General features: G+C 67.1%; 18 protein-coding genes. 4 read left to right on the top strand and 14 right to left on the bottom strand.

The features are described from left to right. Nucleotides 1–31: 31 nt before the first annotated feature. Both FXO19_RS10610 and FXO19_RS10605 read right to left on the bottom strand, forming a co-directional pair. Complete coding sequence (locus tag FXO19_RS10610; protein WP_149195073.1) at nt 32–1,228, bottom strand: efflux RND transporter periplasmic adaptor subunit; 1,197 nt, start codon at nt 1,226–1,228, stop codon at nt 32–34. After that, the gene (locus tag FXO19_RS10605; RefSeq protein ID WP_149195072.1) at nt 1,215–2,108 is read right to left on the bottom strand and encodes an SDR family NAD(P)-dependent oxidoreductase; all 894 of its coding nucleotides are present in this window, start codon (nt 2,106–2,108) and stop codon (nt 1,215–1,217) included. The genes FXO19_RS10610 and FXO19_RS10605 overlap by 14 nt, the downstream gene beginning before the upstream one ends. Before the next feature lie 380 nt (nt 2,109–2,488). Between FXO19_RS10605 and FXO19_RS10600 the strand changes: the two genes are divergently transcribed. Beyond that, nucleotides 2,489–3,550: a LysR family transcriptional regulator gene (locus FXO19_RS10600; RefSeq protein ID WP_149195071.1), complete on the top strand. Its 1,062-nt coding sequence runs from the start codon at nt 2,489–2,491 to the stop codon at nt 3,548–3,550. Nucleotides 3,551–3,903: 353 nt separating this feature from the next. Further along, nucleotides 3,904–5,775: a DUF885 domain-containing protein gene (locus FXO19_RS10595; RefSeq protein ID WP_149195070.1), complete on the top strand. Its 1,872-nt coding sequence runs from the start codon at nt 3,904–3,906 to the stop codon at nt 5,773–5,775. An 89-nt stretch (nt 5,776–5,864) separates the two neighbouring features. Here the strand turns inward: FXO19_RS10595 and FXO19_RS10590 are convergent, their stop codons facing one another. Further along, complete coding sequence (locus tag FXO19_RS10590) at nt 5,865–6,575, bottom strand: ArsR/SmtB family transcription factor (protein WP_149195069.1); 711 nt, start codon at nt 6,573–6,575, stop codon at nt 5,865–5,867. Nucleotides 6,576–6,680: 105 nt separating this feature from the next. Here FXO19_RS10590 and FXO19_RS10585 point away from each other — a divergent pair, with 105 nt between their 5' ends. Both FXO19_RS10585 and FXO19_RS10580 read left to right on the top strand, forming a co-directional pair. Continuing rightward, entirely contained in the window at nt 6,681–7,025 is a 345-nt protein-coding gene (locus FXO19_RS10585) for an NIPSNAP family protein (protein WP_149195068.1), read from the top strand. Next, entirely contained in the window at nt 7,022–7,369 is a 348-nt protein-coding gene (locus FXO19_RS10580; protein ID WP_149195067.1) for an antibiotic biosynthesis monooxygenase family protein, read from the top strand. Before FXO19_RS10585 ends, FXO19_RS10580 begins: the two co-directional genes overlap by 4 nt. Nucleotides 7,370–7,434: 65 nt before the next feature. Here FXO19_RS10580 and FXO19_RS10575 read toward each other — a convergent pair whose 3' ends face one another. The 11 genes from FXO19_RS10575 to FXO19_RS10530 all read right to left on the bottom strand — a co-directional run bounded on the left by FXO19_RS10575 (nt 7,435) and on the right by FXO19_RS10530 (nt 17,322). Next, complete coding sequence (locus tag FXO19_RS10575) at nt 7,435–8,814, bottom strand: serine hydrolase domain-containing protein (protein WP_149195066.1); 1,380 nt, start codon at nt 8,812–8,814, stop codon at nt 7,435–7,437. Nucleotides 8,815–9,079: 265 nt separating this feature from the next. After that, entirely contained in the window at nt 9,080–9,250 is a 171-nt protein-coding gene (locus FXO19_RS19255) for a hypothetical protein (protein ID WP_187775732.1), read from the bottom strand. Beyond that, nucleotides 9,247–10,410 carry a PepSY-associated TM helix domain-containing protein gene (locus FXO19_RS10570; RefSeq protein ID WP_149195065.1) on the bottom strand — a complete coding sequence of 388 codons (1,164 nt, stop codon included), beginning with the start codon at nt 10,408–10,410 and terminating at the stop codon, nt 9,247–9,249. Before FXO19_RS10570 ends, FXO19_RS19255 begins: the two co-directional genes overlap by 4 nt. A gap of 2 nt (nt 10,411–10,412) precedes the next feature. Next, nucleotides 10,413–12,500 carry a TonB-dependent siderophore receptor gene (locus FXO19_RS10565; RefSeq protein WP_149195064.1) on the bottom strand — a complete coding sequence of 696 codons (2,088 nt, stop codon included), beginning with the start codon at nt 12,498–12,500 and terminating at the stop codon, nt 10,413–10,415. Nucleotides 12,501–12,846: 346 nt separating this feature from the next. After that, nucleotides 12,847–13,395: a YdeI/OmpD-associated family protein gene (locus FXO19_RS10560; RefSeq protein WP_149195063.1), complete on the bottom strand. Its 549-nt coding sequence runs from the start codon at nt 13,393–13,395 to the stop codon at nt 12,847–12,849. A 517-nt stretch (nt 13,396–13,912) separates the two neighbouring features. After that, nucleotides 13,913–14,485 carry an AAA family ATPase gene (locus tag FXO19_RS19825; protein WP_149195062.1) on the bottom strand — a complete coding sequence of 191 codons (573 nt, stop codon included), beginning with the start codon at nt 14,483–14,485 and terminating at the stop codon, nt 13,913–13,915. A 124-nt stretch (nt 14,486–14,609) separates the two neighbouring features. Then, nucleotides 14,610–15,062: a VOC family protein gene (locus tag FXO19_RS10550; protein ID WP_223115479.1), complete on the bottom strand. Its 453-nt coding sequence runs from the start codon at nt 15,060–15,062 to the stop codon at nt 14,610–14,612. Continuing rightward, nucleotides 15,062–15,502: a pyrimidine dimer DNA glycosylase/endonuclease V gene (locus FXO19_RS10545; protein WP_149195061.1), complete on the bottom strand. Its 441-nt coding sequence runs from the start codon at nt 15,500–15,502 to the stop codon at nt 15,062–15,064. Before FXO19_RS10545 ends, FXO19_RS10550 begins: the two co-directional genes overlap by 1 nt. A 62-nt stretch (nt 15,503–15,564) precedes the next feature. Further along, nucleotides 15,565–15,936: a VOC family protein gene (locus FXO19_RS10540; protein ID WP_149195060.1), complete on the bottom strand. Its 372-nt coding sequence runs from the start codon at nt 15,934–15,936 to the stop codon at nt 15,565–15,567. 498 nt (nt 15,937–16,434) lie between these two features. After that, nucleotides 16,435–16,812 carry a VOC family protein gene (locus FXO19_RS10535; protein WP_149195059.1) on the bottom strand — a complete coding sequence of 126 codons (378 nt, stop codon included), beginning with the start codon at nt 16,810–16,812 and terminating at the stop codon, nt 16,435–16,437. A gap of 108 nt (nt 16,813–16,920) precedes the next feature. Continuing rightward, the gene (locus FXO19_RS10530; protein WP_223115478.1) at nt 16,921–17,322 is read right to left on the bottom strand and encodes a YybH family protein; all 402 of its coding nucleotides are present in this window, start codon (nt 17,320–17,322) and stop codon (nt 16,921–16,923) included. Nucleotides 17,323–17,430: the final 108 nt, after the last annotated feature.

Raw genomic sequence — 17,430 nt, 5'->3', positions numbered from 1 at the left:
GGCGCGTCCGGCCCGGAACTCGAAACTCAGGTCATGGCGCTTCGGCGCTGGCGACCTGCGGCGGCGGTGCCGACTCGCCCATCTCGATCGGCACGGGTGCCACCGGCATGCCGGGGAAGAACACCTTCTGCACGCCGTGCACGATCACCCGGTCCTCGGCGGTCAGGCCGTCCTGCACCACGCGCAGGCCGTCGGCGCTGCGGCCGAGCACGATGTCGCGACGCTCGGCCTGGTCGTTTTCGCCCAGCACATAGACGTACTTGCGGTCCTGGTCGGTGAGCACCGCGCGCTCGTCGATCAGCAGCGCCTCGGAGGCGGTGGCCCCCTCCAGCTGCACGCGCGCGTGCAGGCCCGGGGTGAACACGCGCTCCGGATTGGCGACCACGGCACGGGCACGGATGGTGCCGGTGTTCGGATCGACCTGGTTGTCGGTGAAGTCGACGACGCCGCTGTGCGGGTAGCCCTGCTCGTTGGCCAGGCCGACGCGCACCGCGTTGTCGGCGGCGGCGCGCCGGCCGTCGCGGGTCAGCGCCTGGTAGCGCAGGAAGCTCTGCTCGTCGGCCTCGAAGTACACGTGCACCGGGTCGAGCGACACCACCGTGGCCAGCAGCGTGGCGTCGGCCTGGGCCAGATTGCCGGCGGTGATCAGCGCGCGCCCGGCGCGGCCGTCGATCGGCGAACGCACTTCGGTGAACTGCAGGTCCAGCTGCGCAGTGGTGACCGCGGCCTCGGCGGCGCGCACCTCGGCGTCGCCCTGCGCGGTGGCCGCGCGCCGGGCCTCGAACTCCTCGCGCGAGATCGCGCTGGCCTCGAGCAACTCCTCCGCGCGTACGTCCTGGCTGCGCGCCAGCTGCGCCTGGCTCTTGGCGCGCGCCAGCTGTGCCTGCGCCCGGGCGAGCGCGGCGCGGTACGGGCGCTGGTCGATCACGAACAGCAGATCGCCCTTCTTCACCTCATCGCCTTCCTGGAAGGCGACGCGTTCGATGTAGCCACTGACGCGTGGCCGCAGTTCGACCGTGCCGACGGCGACCACGCGTCCGGTGAAATCGTCCCACTGCGCGACCGGGCGCGACAGCACCTGGGCGACGCTGACTTCGGGCGGCGGCATGTCCTCACCCGGTGCGGCCTGGCTGCTGCAGGCGGCGAGCACGGCGGCGGCGAGTACGCCGAGCAGCGGCGCCGCGATGCGGCGGCGCAGGCGATCGATCCTGGAGTCAAGAATGTTCATCGTGGCGGTGTCCTGGATGGGGGAAAGAACGAAAGGTGTCGAGCAGGTCGCGCGCGTCCTGCAGGTCGCGGGCCGGCACGTCGGGTGCCGCCCGCAATGCGGCGTCGGCGGCGCGCACGCCCGGTGGGGAGGAGCGCATCGGCAAGGAGGATGCAACCTCGACCTTGCTCGAGGTCAAGGCGGCGGTGGCGGCGTAGTCGACGATCGCGGGCATGCCGCCGCGCGCCGGCGCGTCGCGCTCCAGCAGCGCCAGCGCGCGACGGCCGACTGCGGCCGCCTGCGGCCATTCGGCGCAGGCGTGGACGTCGCTGTCGGCGCCGCGCAGTGGCGCGTCGACCGACAGCAGTTGCACCCGGATGCCTTCGCGGCGGGCTTCCTCGTGCAGCACCCGCGCCAGCATTCGCAGCGCCGCGGCGGCGATCGAGCGATGGCCATAGCCGGCCCAGGGATAACCGCCGCCGGGCCCGCCGACCAGCAGGTAACGGGTGTGCTGGCTGGCCGGCAGCAGCGGGAACAGATGGCGTGCGGCGACCAGGTGCGGCAGCAGGTCCTGGTCGAGGGTGTTGCGCAGCACTTCCGCCGGCTGGTCCAGCAGGCGCCCACTGGCGCCCTCGCCACCGATCGTGGCGATGACCGCCTGCAGGTGGCGGCCGCCGTCGCGCACCGCCTCGGCGAGCGCGGCGGCGTCGCCGTCGCTGCGCAGCGGCGCGGCCAGCATGTCCAGGTCGGCCTGCGGATATTGCTGCCGCAGCGCCTGCAGCGCGGCTGCGTCCTCGGCCACCGCGAGCACCGCGCGGCCGGCGGCGACCGCAGCCTCGACCACGCCGCGCCCGGCACAGCCGGTCGCGCCCAGCACCAGCAGCAGCGGTGTCCGGCTCATTGTCCCCGCTCCGGGATTATTTCTCCCAGGATCGACACCAATTGCCGACCCGCGAAGCCCCGGGCGTGGTAACCGGGCGCCCCGGCGCGGGCACGGCCGAGCCCCCCGGAACGAGATCCGGCGGAACCGCCAAGCACTTGATCGCGCAGGCGAAAAAGGCGGAACCCCGGTATCACTGCGAAGCCCGGCGAGGGATCCTGGCGGCGCGGCTCGGAAGCGGTGTGGAACTGCATGGCGCGGCTCTTTCGAAAACGTGCCGCTACGATAAAGATCGCCCCTGCACTTGATTAGCCCCTGAATGAGGGAATAATTGTCCCTGTGCCGGTCCAATGAGGGACCGGAACCTCTCCCCCTCTTTCCCCCATTCGGAGCCGACCAAGATGGCCCGCGACCTCAACGACACCATCATCTTCGTCAAGGTGGTGGAACAGGGCAGCTTCATCGCCGCGGCGCGCACCCTGCGCCTGCCCAAGACTACCGTCAGCCGCAAGGTGCAGGAACTGGAAACGCGCCTGGGCGCGCAGCTGCTACATCGTACGACCCGCAAACTCGGGCTCACCGAGGCCGGCAACATCTACTACGAGCACTGCCAGAAGATCGCCCGCGACCTGGCCGAGGCCGAGAGCGCGGTGACCCAGCTGCAGGGCGGGCCGCGCGGCTGGCTGCGGTTGACTACGCCGTATTCGCTCGGGATCGAACGGATCGCACCGCTGCTCGGCGAATTCCACGCGCGCCATCCCGAGGTGCGGGTGGAGATGCTGCTGAGCAACGAGCCGCTGGACCTGATCGACCGCGAGATCGACGTCGCCCTGCGCGTGGGCACCCTGCCCGACTCCAATCTGGTGGCGCGCCGGCTGGCGGTGCTCCGCACCCAGGTCTACGCCAGCCCAAGCTACATCGAGCGCCACGGCGAGCCGCTGCATCCCGACGACCTGCTGCACCACCGCACCCTCGGCATGCAGAAGATGCATCGCAACGGCCATTATTTCTGGCCGCTGAGCGACGGCCAGCAGAGTATCGAATACCGCATCGATCCAGTGCTGGTGGCCAATGATCCGGCCGGCCTGCGCGGCGCCCTGCTCTGCGGCGAAGGCCTGATGCTGGCCGCCGACATCAGCATCAAGGCCTACGCCGAACAGGGCTACCTGCGCCGGGTGCTCGCCGGCTGGACCGGCCCCGAGTTCGAACTCAACGCGGTGTTTCCGCGTGGCCAGGTGACCTCGCCCAAGGTTCGCGCGTTCGTCGACTTCCTGGTCGAACGGCTGAGCTTCGACGCCGACTACATGCAGATCCTGTGCCCCGACGCACGCGCGCGCTGCATGCAGGCGGAGCAGGCCTCCGCGGCCGCGATCTCGGCCCAGATCGGCAAGAGCGGCGGCAAGGCCCCGCCCCCCTCCGATGCCGGGGCCGAGGAGGAGGACCAGGAGAAAGTGTTGGCCTGAGGCTCCGGCCTACAGGAACCTTCCACGCATCGGCCAGGTGATCCGTAGGAGCGCGCCATGCGCGCGATGCCGCGGGTGGCGGCCGGAGCCAGTGGATGCCACGATTCCGGATCGACAGGCGCGCCGGTCACCGGAATTTCCGGACGGCGCCATGCTCGCGGCATCGCGCGCATGGCGCGCTCCTACGAACGAAGCATTCGTCCCCGACGCTATGCTACCTGGACATCTGCTCGTTCCGACGACCCGCCATGGTTCGCCGCGGCCGGGCAACGATCGCAACATGACATCCTGCACGGGCCTTCGCCCCGCCCGCGGGGCAGAATGGCGCCCATCCAACCCGAGGAGAAGATTCCATGCGAAGCGCGTTCGCCTGCAGCGCCCTGGCGCTTGCACTGGCCCTGGCGGCCTGTTCGCCGCAACCGGCCGATACCACCGCCGCCACCGGCGCCGGCACCACGCAGCAGGCCGAGAGCGAGTCCGCGCGCCTCAACGCCTGGTTCGAGACCCAATACGAGGAACTGCTGCAGTTCAGCCCGATGCGGTTGACCTTCCTCGGCCGCAAGGACCTGTACGACCAGCTGGACGACGTCTCCGAGGAGGCCGCACGCAAGCAGCTGGCCTGGCTGGAGGCTTCGGTGCAGCAGATGGAATCCAACTTCGACTACGACCAGCTCGACGATGACGCCAAGCTGTCGTGGGACCTGTGGAAGTACCAGTACGACAGCGCCCGCGACGGCGAGCCGTTCTTCCTCGACGGTTATGCATTCGACCAGATGAACGGCATGAACAGCTTCCTGCCGACGTTCCTGATCAACTTCCACAAGGTCGAGAACGAACAGGACTACCTCGCCTACATCGCGCGCCTAGAGGCGCTGCCACGGCTGTTCGACCAGCTGATCGAGCGCGGACGCGCGGCCGCGGCACAAGACATCCGCCCACCGAAGTTCGCCCTCGAGGGCGTGATCGAGCAGTCGCGCAAGGTCGTGGCCGGCGCGCCCTTCGATGAACACGGGGACGGCGAAGACAGCGCCCTGTGGGCCGACCTGCAGGCCAAGGCCGATGCGCTGGTCGAGAGCGAGGCCATCACCGCCGAGCGCGCGGACGCACTCAAGCAGCAGGCGCGCACGGTACTGGTGGAACAGATACAGCCCGCCTACGGGCGCGTGATCGCCTGGAGCGAGGAGACGCTGCCCGACGCGCTGGAGAACCCGACAGGCGTGGGCACCACCCATCGCAACGGCGCGGACTACTACGCCTACCAGCTGCGCGAGAACACCACCACCGACATGAGCGCCGACGAGATCCACCAGCTCGGCCTGGACGAGGTGGCACGCATCCGTGGCGAAATGGAGGCGCTCAAGGAGCGGGTCGAGTTCGACGGCGACCTGCAGGCCTTCTTCAAGTTCATCCATACCGATCCACGCTTCAAGTTCCCGAATACCGACGAGGGCCGGCAGGCCTATATCGACCAGGCCACCGCCGCCATCGACAACATCAAGCAGCACCTGCCCGACTATTTCGGTCTGCTGCCGAAGGCGGAACTGGTGGTCAAGCGCGTCGAGCCGTTCCGCGAGCAGGACGGCGCTGCGCAGCACTACTTCCCCGGCACCCCGGACGGCTCGCGTCCCGGCATCTACTACGCGCACCTGTCGGACATGAATGCCATGCCGAAGCCGGAGCTGGAGGTGATCGCCTACCACGAGGGCCTGCCCGGCCACCATATGCAGATCTCGATCGCGCAAGAGCTCGAGGGCGTGCCCACCTTCCGTACGCAGTACTCCAGCACCGCCTACGCCGAAGGCTGGGGCCTGTACTCGGAATGGCTGGCCAAGGAGATGCCGGGCACCTACCAGGACCCGTACTCCGAATACGGCCGCCTGACCTCGGAGATGTGGCGCGCGATCCGCCTGGTGGTGGACACCGGCATGCACGCCAAGGGCTGGACCGAGCAGCAGGCGGTGGACTACTTCAGCGCGAACAGCTCGATCCCGTCGGCCGCGGTTCGCTCCGAGGTGCGGCGCTACCTGATCATGCCGGGCCAGGCCACCGCGTATAAGGTCGGCATGATCAAGATCCAGGAACTGCGCCGGAAGGCCGAAGCCGAACTCGGTGACCGCTTCGACATCGGCGGCTTCCACGACACCGTCCTCGGCGGCGGCGCCATGCCGCTGGACCTGCTGGAGCGGCGCGTGGACCAGTGGATCGCGGAGAAGAAGGCGGGCTGAGCGCGACCTTCAACCCCGACGCACGGCCGGCATGCGGCCGGCCGTGCGGACGCGGGCGAGTCAAAGCTCGTGCGCGAGGCCGATCCGGCTCAATCCGCTCGTGCTGGCGAGGCAAGACCGTCGGACCCGACGAACCGGACGAGTTCGCGCTGCCCCCGCGACGTCACCCTGAGCGCACGCGAGTTCCGTGCCCGCCGGAACCAGCCCTGCTCCAGGAAGCGCGTCAACAGCACCGCGCCGAGTACGCCGGCCAGATGGTGGCGCCGCTCGCTCCAGTCGAGACACGACCGGCACATCACGCGGCGCGAACCAGGCCGCGCATCAAGGTCGATCCCCGCCTCGTGCAGAAAGCCGGCACCGACGGCAGTGAGCTGCAGGCCGGCTTCCCCTGTCGACAAAAATCCACGGCGCATGAAGCTGTCATGGATGCGGACACCCCATTCGCCTGCCAGGTGGTCGTAGCACACGCGCGCCTGCCTGAGGCCCGGATCACGAGGACCCGTGTGCACCCCCGGGGCATCCGTGCGATAGGCCACGCCCATCAGTCCTTCCAGCAAGCTTGCCACGTCCTCGCCCGCAAGCCGGAAATAGCGATGCCGCCCCTGCTTCTCCATACAGACCAGGCGAGCATCGGCCAGCGCGGAGAGATGTGCGCTGGCCGTCGGCCGCGCAATGCCGGCGACGTCGGCCAGTTCGGTCGCCGTCAGGGCGCGTCCGGCCATGAGCGCCATCAGGATGTCGATGCGTGCGCGCTCCCCGATCAGCGCGGCGATGCGGTTGAGGCTGGCTGCGGTGTCCATGCGGTGATCCTGCGACGCGCCCGTCGGCAATGCTTCGGTCCCGGGCGAAGCATAGGCCGCCTGCGGACCGTATGGTCGTCGATGCCACCTCACCGGAGCCGAACGATGCGAATCGCCTGCCTGATCCGCTACCGGATCGATCCGTTCCAGCGCGAGGCGTTCCAGGCCTACGCCGAGCGCTGGGGCCGTGTGATCCCGCGTTGCGGAGGCGAGCTGATCGGCTACTTCCTGCCGCACGAGGGCAGCAACGACATCGCCTGGGGGCTGGTCGCCTTCGATACCCTCGCCGGCTACGAGGCCTACCGCGCCCGGCTCAAGGCCGATCCGGAAGGTCGCGAGAACTTCGACTTCGCCCGAGACCGACGCTTCATCCTTCGCGAGGAGCGCAGCTGGTTGGAAATCGTCGACGGCACGTTCCATCGTTCCGCCACGACGGGAACCACGCCATGATCGCGGTCCTCTTCGAGCTCGAGCTGCGCCCGGACCGGCAGCCGGCCTACCTGGATGCGGCCGAACGCCTGCGACCGCTGCTCGATGACATCGACGGTTTTCTCTCGATCGAGCGCTTTCAGAGTCTTGCCCGCCCCGACAAGCTGCTGTCGCTGTCGTATTGGCGCGACGAGGAGGCCGTCCGCGCGTGGCGCAACCTCGAATCGCATCGCCGGATCCAGGACATGGGCCGGCGATCGATCTTCACCGACTACCGCCTTCGCGTGGCGCACGTGCTGCGCGACTACGGCATGCACGACCGCACGCAGGCACCGGAGGATTCGCGCCTCGCGCATGGCGGCTGATGCGCCGGCAGCGGCCCGCGATCGCGATCGCCAGCCACGCGGTGCGATGCGCCCTCGCGCCTGGATCAATCCAGCGCAGCCAGCACCTCGGCGACGAAGCCGGCGATGTCGAAGCGGTGGCCGGCCGGGTCCTCGCCACGGCGCACGATCACCACCTTGCGTGCCGGCACCACCACCACGTACTGGCCGCGGTTGCCGAACGCGGCGAAGGTGTCGGGCGGAACGCCCGGCGAGCGTTGCAGCAGCCAGAGCGTCGCGCCATAGCCGAACTCGCCGTCGGGCTGCGGGCCGGACGGTGCGGTCGCATCCCGCACCCAGCCCTCCGGCAGCAGGCGGCGGCCGCCGAACACGCCGTCGTCCTGGTAGAGCAGGCCGAAGCGGGCGAGGTCGCGCGCGGTCGACCACACCTGGCTCGACAGCACGAAGCCGCCCTGCCAGTCGGTCTCGGCATGGGTGCGGGTCATGCCCAGCGGCCAGAACAGGTCCGTGTACGGGCGCGCCAGTGCGCGCGCATCGTCGCCGGTCGCAGCGCGCAAGGCATGGATGGCGAGCACGATGTCGTTGTTCGCATAGCGGAAAACAGTGCCTGGCGGCGCTTGCAGCGGCCAGCCGGCAGCGGCTTCGGCCACGGTGGCACCGCCGAAGTACAACGCATCGGTCCGGTTGCCGGCGGTATCGCTATACAGGCCGCTGGCCATCCGCAGCAGCTGGTCGGCGGTGATGGCCGCGCGCGGATCGCCGGCTCGCTGCCACTCCGGCACCGGCGCCGGTTGTGCCGGATCCAGCAGCCCCTGCGCCGCGGCCACGCCGACCAGCGCACCCGCCAGGCTCTTGGCGACCGACCAGGTGCGCTGCGCCACGTGCGGACCGAAGCCGTCGCGGTAGCGCTCGGCGACGATCTTTCCATCCTGCAGCACCACCACGCCGGTGGTGGCATGCCCTTCGCCGAAACGCGTCGGATCGAACGCCGCGGCAACGGCCCGCTCCAGCGCCCGCGCATCGCCGGCCACGGTTGCAGTGGCATCGCGCTCACCCAGAGGCCATGGCCGCGCGTCCAGGTCGGGCGCCGGGGTATCGAAGCGCGGCAACCGCGTCGCCGCGCCGGCATCGGCCCCGATCGGCAGCTGCGCGCACCCCAGGTTCGGGCGCCAGGCCGCAATCCGCGGCGGCAGCTGCGGATCGAACGGCACCGAGACCGTGCGTTGCTGCGGATCGATCCGGGCGGGCAGCGCCTGTACCAGCGCGTCGTACTCCGGATAGATCCCGCGCAACTCGAACGCCTCCACCTGCGCCTGGCTGCGCCCCGCGCTGAAGTGCGCGCTGCAGAGCGTCAGCGCCTTGTAGCCGGCTGCGATCGCGCGCGCATGCGCGTCCTCGGCAGGAACGGGTTGCGCAAGCGCGGGGGCGATGGCGAGCAGCAGGGCGGGCAGCAGGAATAGGCGCATCGGGCGTCCGGGACAGGCGAGCAGGCCTGCAGTGTATGGCGGACGATCCGGGATTGGCGCAGGAGGCCCGCCTCCGACCCTTCGCCTATCGCGTCTTGGCGAACCCCATCCCCTCGAACGAAAGGCCCTTGATCCTTTCGCCCTCGGCTTCGAAGCCAAGGACCTCGCCGGAATTCGGCGCGAACTCCACGCGAACATGGTCCCTGAGTTCATAACCGGTGGCCGTTGCCGCCAGCCGCCCAGTGAAATGTCGTCCTTACGGCGTCTAACGCCGCCACCATGCACGTGCGGCGACCACCACGACCGTGCCGAGCGCGACCCACGACACCGCATCCCACACGCCGTCGCCGAGCAGTCCGCTGACCAGGCCGATGCTGCTGACCAGCGCCAGCAGCGCCGGCACCGCGAAGATGCGGCGGGTCTCGATACCGGTCATCGCGGCCGACCACCCGCCAGCAGGCCGGCGCGCTGCGCGGCTTCGAGTTCGCGGACCCGCGACTCCGTCGATCCGCGCCGGACCCACAGCACCAGTCCGCTGACCAGCACCACGATCGTGATCAGGTCGAGCAGCGCCCAGACGATCTTCAGTGGCAGACCGCCGTAGTCGCCGAAGTGCAGCGGCTGCGAGACCAGCAACGCGGTGATGTAGCCCGGCCGCGCCGGCATGCCGGCAAAGCTGCCGTTCGCGGCATCCACCAGCACCGCCGAGTACAGGCGGCTGGTGAGCGGCGTGTCGCCGACCAGGAAGACGCCCAGGTGCCGGTCGCCGCTGTACCCGGTGCCCGGAAAGCTGACGAACGCCGGCTTCATGTCCGGCGCCTTCGACCGCGCCAGCGACACGGCCGCGGCGAGCGAGGTCAGGTCTGCCGGCGATGCAGGGCCGTTGCCGGCATCGGCATCGGCCAGCTGCGCCAGCGCATCGGCCTGCCACATCTGCGACAGCGGCGTGGCCAGGGTGTTGATCGCACCGGTCAGGCCGACCACCAGCGCCCACGCCAGGGTGACGATGCCGAGCACGTTGTGCAGGTCCAGCCAGGCGAGCCGGCGGCCGCGGCCGGTGCGGATCGTGCCGAACGGCAGCTTGCGCATAAACGGCGCGTACAGCACCACGCCGGAGACGATCGCGGTCGCGAACAGCAGCGTCATCGCACCCAGGAACAGCGTGCCAGGCAGCCCGGCGAACAGGTCGGTATGCAGGCGGTAGATCAGCCACATCACCCCTTCGTTGAACTGCGGTGCCGGCACCACCTCGCCGGTGTAGGCGTGCATCACCACGGTATGCATGCTTGCCGGCGGCGTGTCCGGCGTGGGGCCGGTGTTGACGTAGACCAGCGGGTCGTCCGGATACCAGCCGAAGAACAACGGCAACTCGCCCGGGTAGCGGTCGAGCGCGGTTTGCAGCAGTACGTCGATGTCCATCGGCCGCGCACCCTCGGCCGGAGCGTCGACCTCGGGTTCGGCGCCGGTCAGGTGCCCGATCTCGTGGCCGAAGATCAGCGGCAGGCCGGTCAGGCACAGCAACAGCAGGAACACCGTGCACACCAGGCTCGTCCACTTGTGGACCAGGAACCAGGCCTTGAGCGTGCGCCGCTGCATGCTCAGAACCGGTACGCGACGGTGCCCACGACGTAGCGCCCGTTGCCAGTGAAGCAGTCGCCGAACACGCGGCAGGGGGCGTAGTAGGTCTTGTCGGCCAGGTTGGTGGCGTTGAGCATGAGCGACCACGCGCCGGTCTCGTAGCCGACCATCGCATCGGCCAGCGTGTACGAGGGCGTGCGCAGGCTGCCGGCCGCGCCGTGCGACAGCGAATCGCCGACGTGGCGGACGCCCAGGCCTGCGCGGACGCGCCCGCTGTCGCCGACATCGAAGCCCCGCATCGCCCAGACCGACGCCAGCTCGCGCGGCACGTCGGCCAGGCGCTTGTCGAGTTCCGGCGCGAAGCCGCTCTCGGTGACGCGGGCGTCGTTGTAGGTGTAGTTGGCGTTGACCGACACGCCGCCGACCACGAACGCGGCCTCCAGTTCCACGCCCTCGGCCTCGACCTTGCCGGTCTGCACCACGTTGACCACGTTTTCCGGATCGTTGGTGGCGCGGTTGGTCTCGTCGAGGCGATACAGGTTGGCGGTGACCAGCAGATCGCTGCGCGGCGACCACTTCACGCCGGCCTCGTACTGGCGGCCGCGCACGGGCTTGAAGGCGACGCCGTAGAAGTCGGCGCCCGGCACCGGCAGGAACGATTCGGCGTAGCTCACGTACGGCGACCAACCAGGTGCGACTTCACCGATCACGCCCACGCGCCAGGTGGTGGCGTAGTCGACCTGGGTGCCGGCGTCCTGGGTCTCGGAGCGGGCCCGGTCACGGCGCGCGCCCAGCAGGATCGAGACCCGGTCCGCCCAGCGCATCTGGTCCTGTACGTAGACGCCGAGCTGGGTGTTGCGCTGGTCCGGCAGGCGCACGTATTCGGGGCCGACCACGCCGGTGGAGACCGGATCGTAGATGTCGATCGGCGTCACCGTGCCCGAGCCGGACAGCGACGACTCGCGGAAGTCGCTCCAGTCCACGCCGGCGAGCATCCGGTGGCGGACAGATCCGGTGTCGAACGCCGTCTCGATGCTGTTGTCGGTGTTGAACACGCGGATGTCGGGCTTGACTGCGTACGCAAAGCGGCCGACCACGCGGTCGTCGGCGTCCAGGAACGGATCTTCCGGGTTGGTGTACACGTCCGGATAGATTTCCTGGAACGTAGTCTCGATGTCGGCATAGCGGCTGCTGCTGCGCAGCTTCACGCGGTCGCTGAACGCGTGCTCGACCAGCACCGTCAGCGCGTCCTGGCGGGCGTCGAGCCGGTCGTAGTCGGGGTCGCCGAGGAACGTCGACGGGTCCAGCCGACGCCCGGGCGGGGCCCGCAGCGTCGCGGCCACGGGCAGGAACTGCTGGCTCGAGCCGCTCCGGTCGCGCTGGTGCAGGCCGAGCAGCGTAACGGTCGTCTCCTCGCCCGGACGGAACGCGACGGACGGCGCGACCAGCACGCGGTCATCGCGCATCACGTCGGTCTGCATGCCGCTGTCGCGTGCCACGCCGACCAGGCGGCCCGCCACGCGCTCCCCGTCGTCGAGCGTGCCGGTGACGTCGAACATCAGCTGGCGCCGGTCATGGCTGCCGGCCTGCAGCGCGACCTCGCCGGTCAGTGGCATGAACTGCGGCCGCTTGCTCATCGCGTTGATCACGCCGCCGCTGCCACCCGCGCCGTAGAGCACCGACGACGGCCCGCGCAGCACTTCCACGCGATCGAAGGTGTAAACGTCGGGACGCGGGATCGGATCGTAGTTGTAGATCTGGCGCAGGCCGTCGAGGTACTGGGCAGAGGTCATGCCGCGTACCGCCGAGCCGTCGCCGCGAGTGTCGAGGCCATAGGGCTCGGCGATCACGCCGGCCGTGTAGCGCAGCGTCTCCTGCAGGTTGAGGGCGCCGCGCGCCGCGATCTGCGCGTCGGTGACCACGCTGACCGCCTGGGGCGTGCGGGTCACGTCGGTGTCGGTCTTGGTGGCGACCGTGGCGCGCTGGCCGGTGACGTGGATCGCGTCGAGATCCGTGGCGGCGCCGGACTGGGCGGCCACCGGCGCACTGGCGGCGGCAAGCAGCGCGAGCGCGAGCCGGGTCGAACGAAGGACGGAACGAGGGGTCATCGTGGGGCCGGGGGAGTGCAGGAGACGCGGAAGGGCGAAAGTGTGTACGCTCGGCAATCGGAATGCAAACGATTCGCATTACCGAACGGCAACGATATTCCCCTCCGCATCGTTTGCCTTCCCTGGTCCCGGGCGCGAGATCAGCTCGATGTTCGGATGCGCAGCGGCGGTCTCCAGTACGACGTCCGACAACACCACCGTCACGCTCGGGCGCCGTTATCCGCCCCTCGGACATGTCGCAGGTGGTTGACTGTCCGTTACCCGCCCGCAGCACTCCGCCCCACTTGTCTTCCCCCTTTGAAAAAGGGGGACCGAGGGGGATTTGCTTCCGTCAGGAAGCAACCACCTACTCCGCCGCCGCAGGCGCGCTGAAGCCCTTGCTGTAGATCCCGGACCGGTCGAAGCAGCAGGCACGGCGTTTCCCGGACGCGAGCATGTCGCAGGCAGTGTGGATCCGTCGCTCGCGCGTCTCCGCCTTCTTGCCCGAGGTCACCCAGTGGATCCAGTCCCTGCGCGCCACCGGGGTCAGATCCGACCACTGGGCCCGCGCGTCCGGATCCGCTGCGAGCGCCTTGCGCAGATCGGCCGGCACGCGGGGCTCGGGCTCCTTCGCTACCGGCGCGATCTCGAGCCTGACGGTATCACCCACGGCCGCGCCGGCAGCTTCCCGCAGGGCCCGACCCACCTTGAGCCAATGACTGCCCTGGCCATCCGGTTCGAGGGTGGCCTGGAAGGGGGTGCCGTCGAAAGTGCCGTCGACGGTCGTCATGCTCCGCGTCGGCAGCTTCGCGCTCGCGCTCTTGGGCAGCACGAGAAAGCTCCAGGCAGCGCCCTTCGGGCTCGCCGGGCGCAACAACTTCGCCTCGAACCGGATCATCCCGGTGTTCTTGCTCATGGCGGGACGATAGCACCGGCATATTCCGGCGTCATCGGCATTGACGTGGTCGCCCCTGACGCCACTTCGCCAGGCCACATCATCCGTGGAAGCGCGGCAGCAGCGAGCTAGGCCGTGCGGCGAAGCGGCGGCGTCTTCAATGCATTGCGAGCGCCAACCGGGCGGACAGGCCTTGGCTGATGCCCGCGCATCAAACGTGCGACCTAAAGGGAGCCGGCGGCAACCGCCAGCAGACACGCGAGGCCGACCAGAGATGAGGTGAGACGCTGCCAGGTCCTTGCGGATCGATTCGTAGCAAGGATGTAGGCCGAAGCAAGAACAAGCGCCACCAGGGCAACCAGCGCTGCGACGAGGGTCCACGAGGCAATCTGCCAAGTGCGTGGGTCGGCCGGAAATGCGACGAGTGCGGCAACAGCAGCGACAGAAATTCCGATCGTAATCAGTATGAGCGAGCTTGTGGAAGTGAACTTGCGCAATGCCGCCATCGGTGCCTCACACCTCTTCATTGTCTCGTAGCCTACACACCGAGAACGTCGTCATTCCGGCGTTCGCTTAAGCGCCTGCAGCACGAATTCGCAGCGCTCATCAACCGCCTTCCTGGGCCCTCCACCAAATTGTATCCGCAACCAATGTACCAATCCCGGAGCGCGTGATGGACCGATACGGCCTCATCGGAATCCTGATCACGTTCGGTGTCGGTGCAATAGATCTCCCGCCATGGCGGAAGGATGAATGCCGTGGGGTAGTAGGGATACTGCGCAAGCAGTTCGCTTTTGTCCCTGGGATGAAGCTGATCCAGCTGGGCAAGCATACTCATCGAATCAAGAACACACCGATCGAAGAAAGTAGGGACATCGTCAGCAGGCGCGCAATCGTACTGCTGGACATCTCTATCCAGGACCGTCCGGGCAAACTCGGCTGGCGGAGGCCTGGGGCTAAGGCCTCTAGCCTTGCGCCCCGCGATGACCTCACGAGCGACCTCCGATACCACTGGATAACCGCGACCGCGCAAACCCTCCAGAAGAGCCGTCTTCCCGGCACCTGGTCCTCCGGTGACTGCGATTCGGATCGGAGCTGTCTTTTGGTTCATTGGTGTGGCAGTGCGACAGTTGACGTCTAACGCGACGCTCGAGCGGCGCCGCTGGCAAGGCGGAACCAAAGTTGCATCGCTGACCGGCGTCCGCTCGAAGCGCTTGTTGGACCCGTGCTGAAGGTCATACGGTCAGCTCGACTCGATTTCCTTCCGGATCCAGGATGACACTTTCATAGTAGCCGTCACCAGTGCGGCGCGGCTCGCCGATGATAGTCACGCCTCTTGCCTTGAGTCGTTCCGTCAGTTCGCGCACCGCACTCTCCGATCCGAGTGAAACTGCGAAATGAGTAAGGCCCATGCGCTCGGTCCCAGCCGAAAGACGTGTCGGCGACAGCCGACGCGTGGTCATCACCTCGATTCTCGCACCAGAATCGAAGCTAAGAAAGCGAGATTCGAATCCCTTCGCTGGGTTGGCATAGCGCGGCCCGACCTGCGCACCTAACGCATCTGCATAGAACGCGCAGACACCATCGAGGTCATCAACCCAGAGTGCAATGTGCTCGATTCGCGCCATATCAAGCCCAATATCTGAACCAAGACGAGCCGCGAAGCGGCTTCGGCATAGAGGAATCATCAGGCGTCGCCAGACGCCCGCTCCCATGACGCCACTGGCCCCGGCCGCCGACGAAATAGCGGGTGGCACACAGGCATGACCAGGTCACCCCAACGCGCAAGTACGGCTGGACTGCGCGTTGCCAGCTTGCGTTGCAGATGGCCCCACTCATGCGCCAGCTGGCCAGAACTGACCGGAACAAGTTGAACCACGCGGACCGGCCCGAGCTTGGATCGATCGAATGCATAGCCACGACCAGTGGCCTCTGCATGGACGGCTGCCAGGTACGAATTGATCGCCAGGCGCGGATGGACATGGGCCTTGAAGCGTTCCAACTGAGGATGGTGAGTATAGCCGCGCGTCTCGCCGCGAAGGACGGCTTTGGCCAACAGCGCCTCGCGCCACAGCGCAACCAGCCCTTGCGGGTCGAGGTACTTCGGGTGCAGCGACCATAAACGCATACGATGACGCCTAACGCCTGAATCAAGCCACGCCGCGAAGCGGCATCGGCATGAACGAACTGTCAAGCCTCGGCTTCACCTACGATGACCTGCCCAATGCTCAACTCGTTTCCGCTCGGGTCGGCTATTCGGAAATCGCGCATGCCGTATGGGCGATCATCGATAGCAACAACCACCGTGACGCCCGCATCCAAAAGCGCGGCGTAGTACGCGTCTATACCAGACACGCCGAGGTAGACATGTCCTGCACCTGCAGGCTTGGCTCCTGCACGTTGCGTTAGGGTGATTTCAAAGCCGTCGCGGCAAACAGCAGCGATATCAGGCGGCTCGCCCCATGACCACGCCAGATCAAACCCAAGCGCATGCCGATAGAAGTCTATCGATCGCGCTAGATCAGTTACCGAGAGAATTGGAGAGACTGACTCGATCTTCATGGGTTCCGCGTCCCATCTGCGAGGTCTAACGCCTGAGTTGAGCCGTGCCGCGAAGCGGCATCGGCTTGGATGAATTTCTAGGCATCACTTGCCTCACGTTGGCTCGTTAATCTCAACGATCGCGTAACGCTCACGGCCGCCTCTAGCTACTCTGCATGCGACGGGCACATCATTTCCGTTGGCCCGTAGCTTGCCCTCCACAAGGAGGACATTGCCCCTGTCGTAGTAGCGACCCGTCCACTGGTAGGTTGTGACGCCCTTTCCAACGAAGTGGGCACGGGCTTCAGACTCACACCATGGCATAAGCTCACTGGCTTGCGAGAACTCAAGTTCATGATGATGCGCTTGTGCCGCAAGTTGGAACGAGCACGCAAACACTGCTGTTGCTAGAACCAGTCGCATGAGAACCTCCATGTGATGCCTAACGCCTGAGTTATGCCGACCCACGAAGCGGATTCGGCGTGAATGAATTGTTAGGTGCCGCTGACGTTGCCACAGTCAGTCCCAACGAGTGGCGTTTTTGGGGAATCCGGGACGTTGTACACGCACGACACAAAACCGTTGGCCGGTAGGAGCTTGCATCACAACCCAGCGTTCTAAGCGGTCAACGACTTTTGCGCCAAGAGCCTCTAAGCGTGCAACCTCAGCAGAGACGTTGTCAGTCTCAATGTCGATGTGGACGCGGCTCTCATGCTTGACGCGCTGGATTTGGACAATTGGCTCGTCTGGAGGCGTCTCGAGCATGCGGTAGTTTCCGCGAGTACCGGGGTGATCAGGGTCTATGGGCCGACCAAGCGCTTCAGCCCAGAACTGAGCAGCTTGGTCAACGTCGGATGCGCAATCAATCAAAAGGGCGCAAAGGCGGGACTGATGCATTAGATCCTCTCAAATTGCGGCGTTATTCGGTGCGGCACCTAACGCCTGAATTAAACCGCGCCGCGAAGCGGCGGGGGACTTTCTACGCACAAAGTGGACACCTGCGGGTTAGGCGCCATTCTCGGACGCACTGACCGGAACAAGCAGGTTTGCATCACGGGCAATTTTCCACTTCCCGGCATCTTTCCGCAGAATTGTAAGAGTATGACCGGAGCGCACCACGGGTTCCTTGCCAAGCTGAGTAGCGGCAACTCTAAGCTTTGTGAGGGTGTAAGCCCAATGACCTAGGACCTTGATCTCTAGGATTTCACTCTCGCCATCGAACTCTAGCGATGCATTGGACTGCGCCTCCGATGCCTCGGCGAAGGCCGACTTGCCGAAAGGCTCTTGTCCGGAGACGAGGAACACCACATCGTCAGTCATTAGCCCGAGCACGGTTTCGGAGTCACCGGCCTTTGTCGCCGTCATCCAAGTGTCCACGAGGTTTCGGATTTCTTTCTCGTCGTTCACGATGTGCTCTCTGTGGCGCCTAACGCCTGAATTAAGCCGACCCGCGAAGCGGTTGGGACTTCCTACGCAAAAGTGGACACCTACGGGTTAGGTGCATTGCTCGTACTC

Source organism: Luteimonas suaedae (assembly GCF_008312895.1).
Classification (GTDB): Bacteria; Pseudomonadota; Gammaproteobacteria; order Xanthomonadales; family Xanthomonadaceae; genus Luteimonas; species Luteimonas suaedae.
The sequence above is the reverse complement of the archived record's forward strand: the minus strand, read 5'-3'. Positions and strand labels throughout refer to the sequence as shown.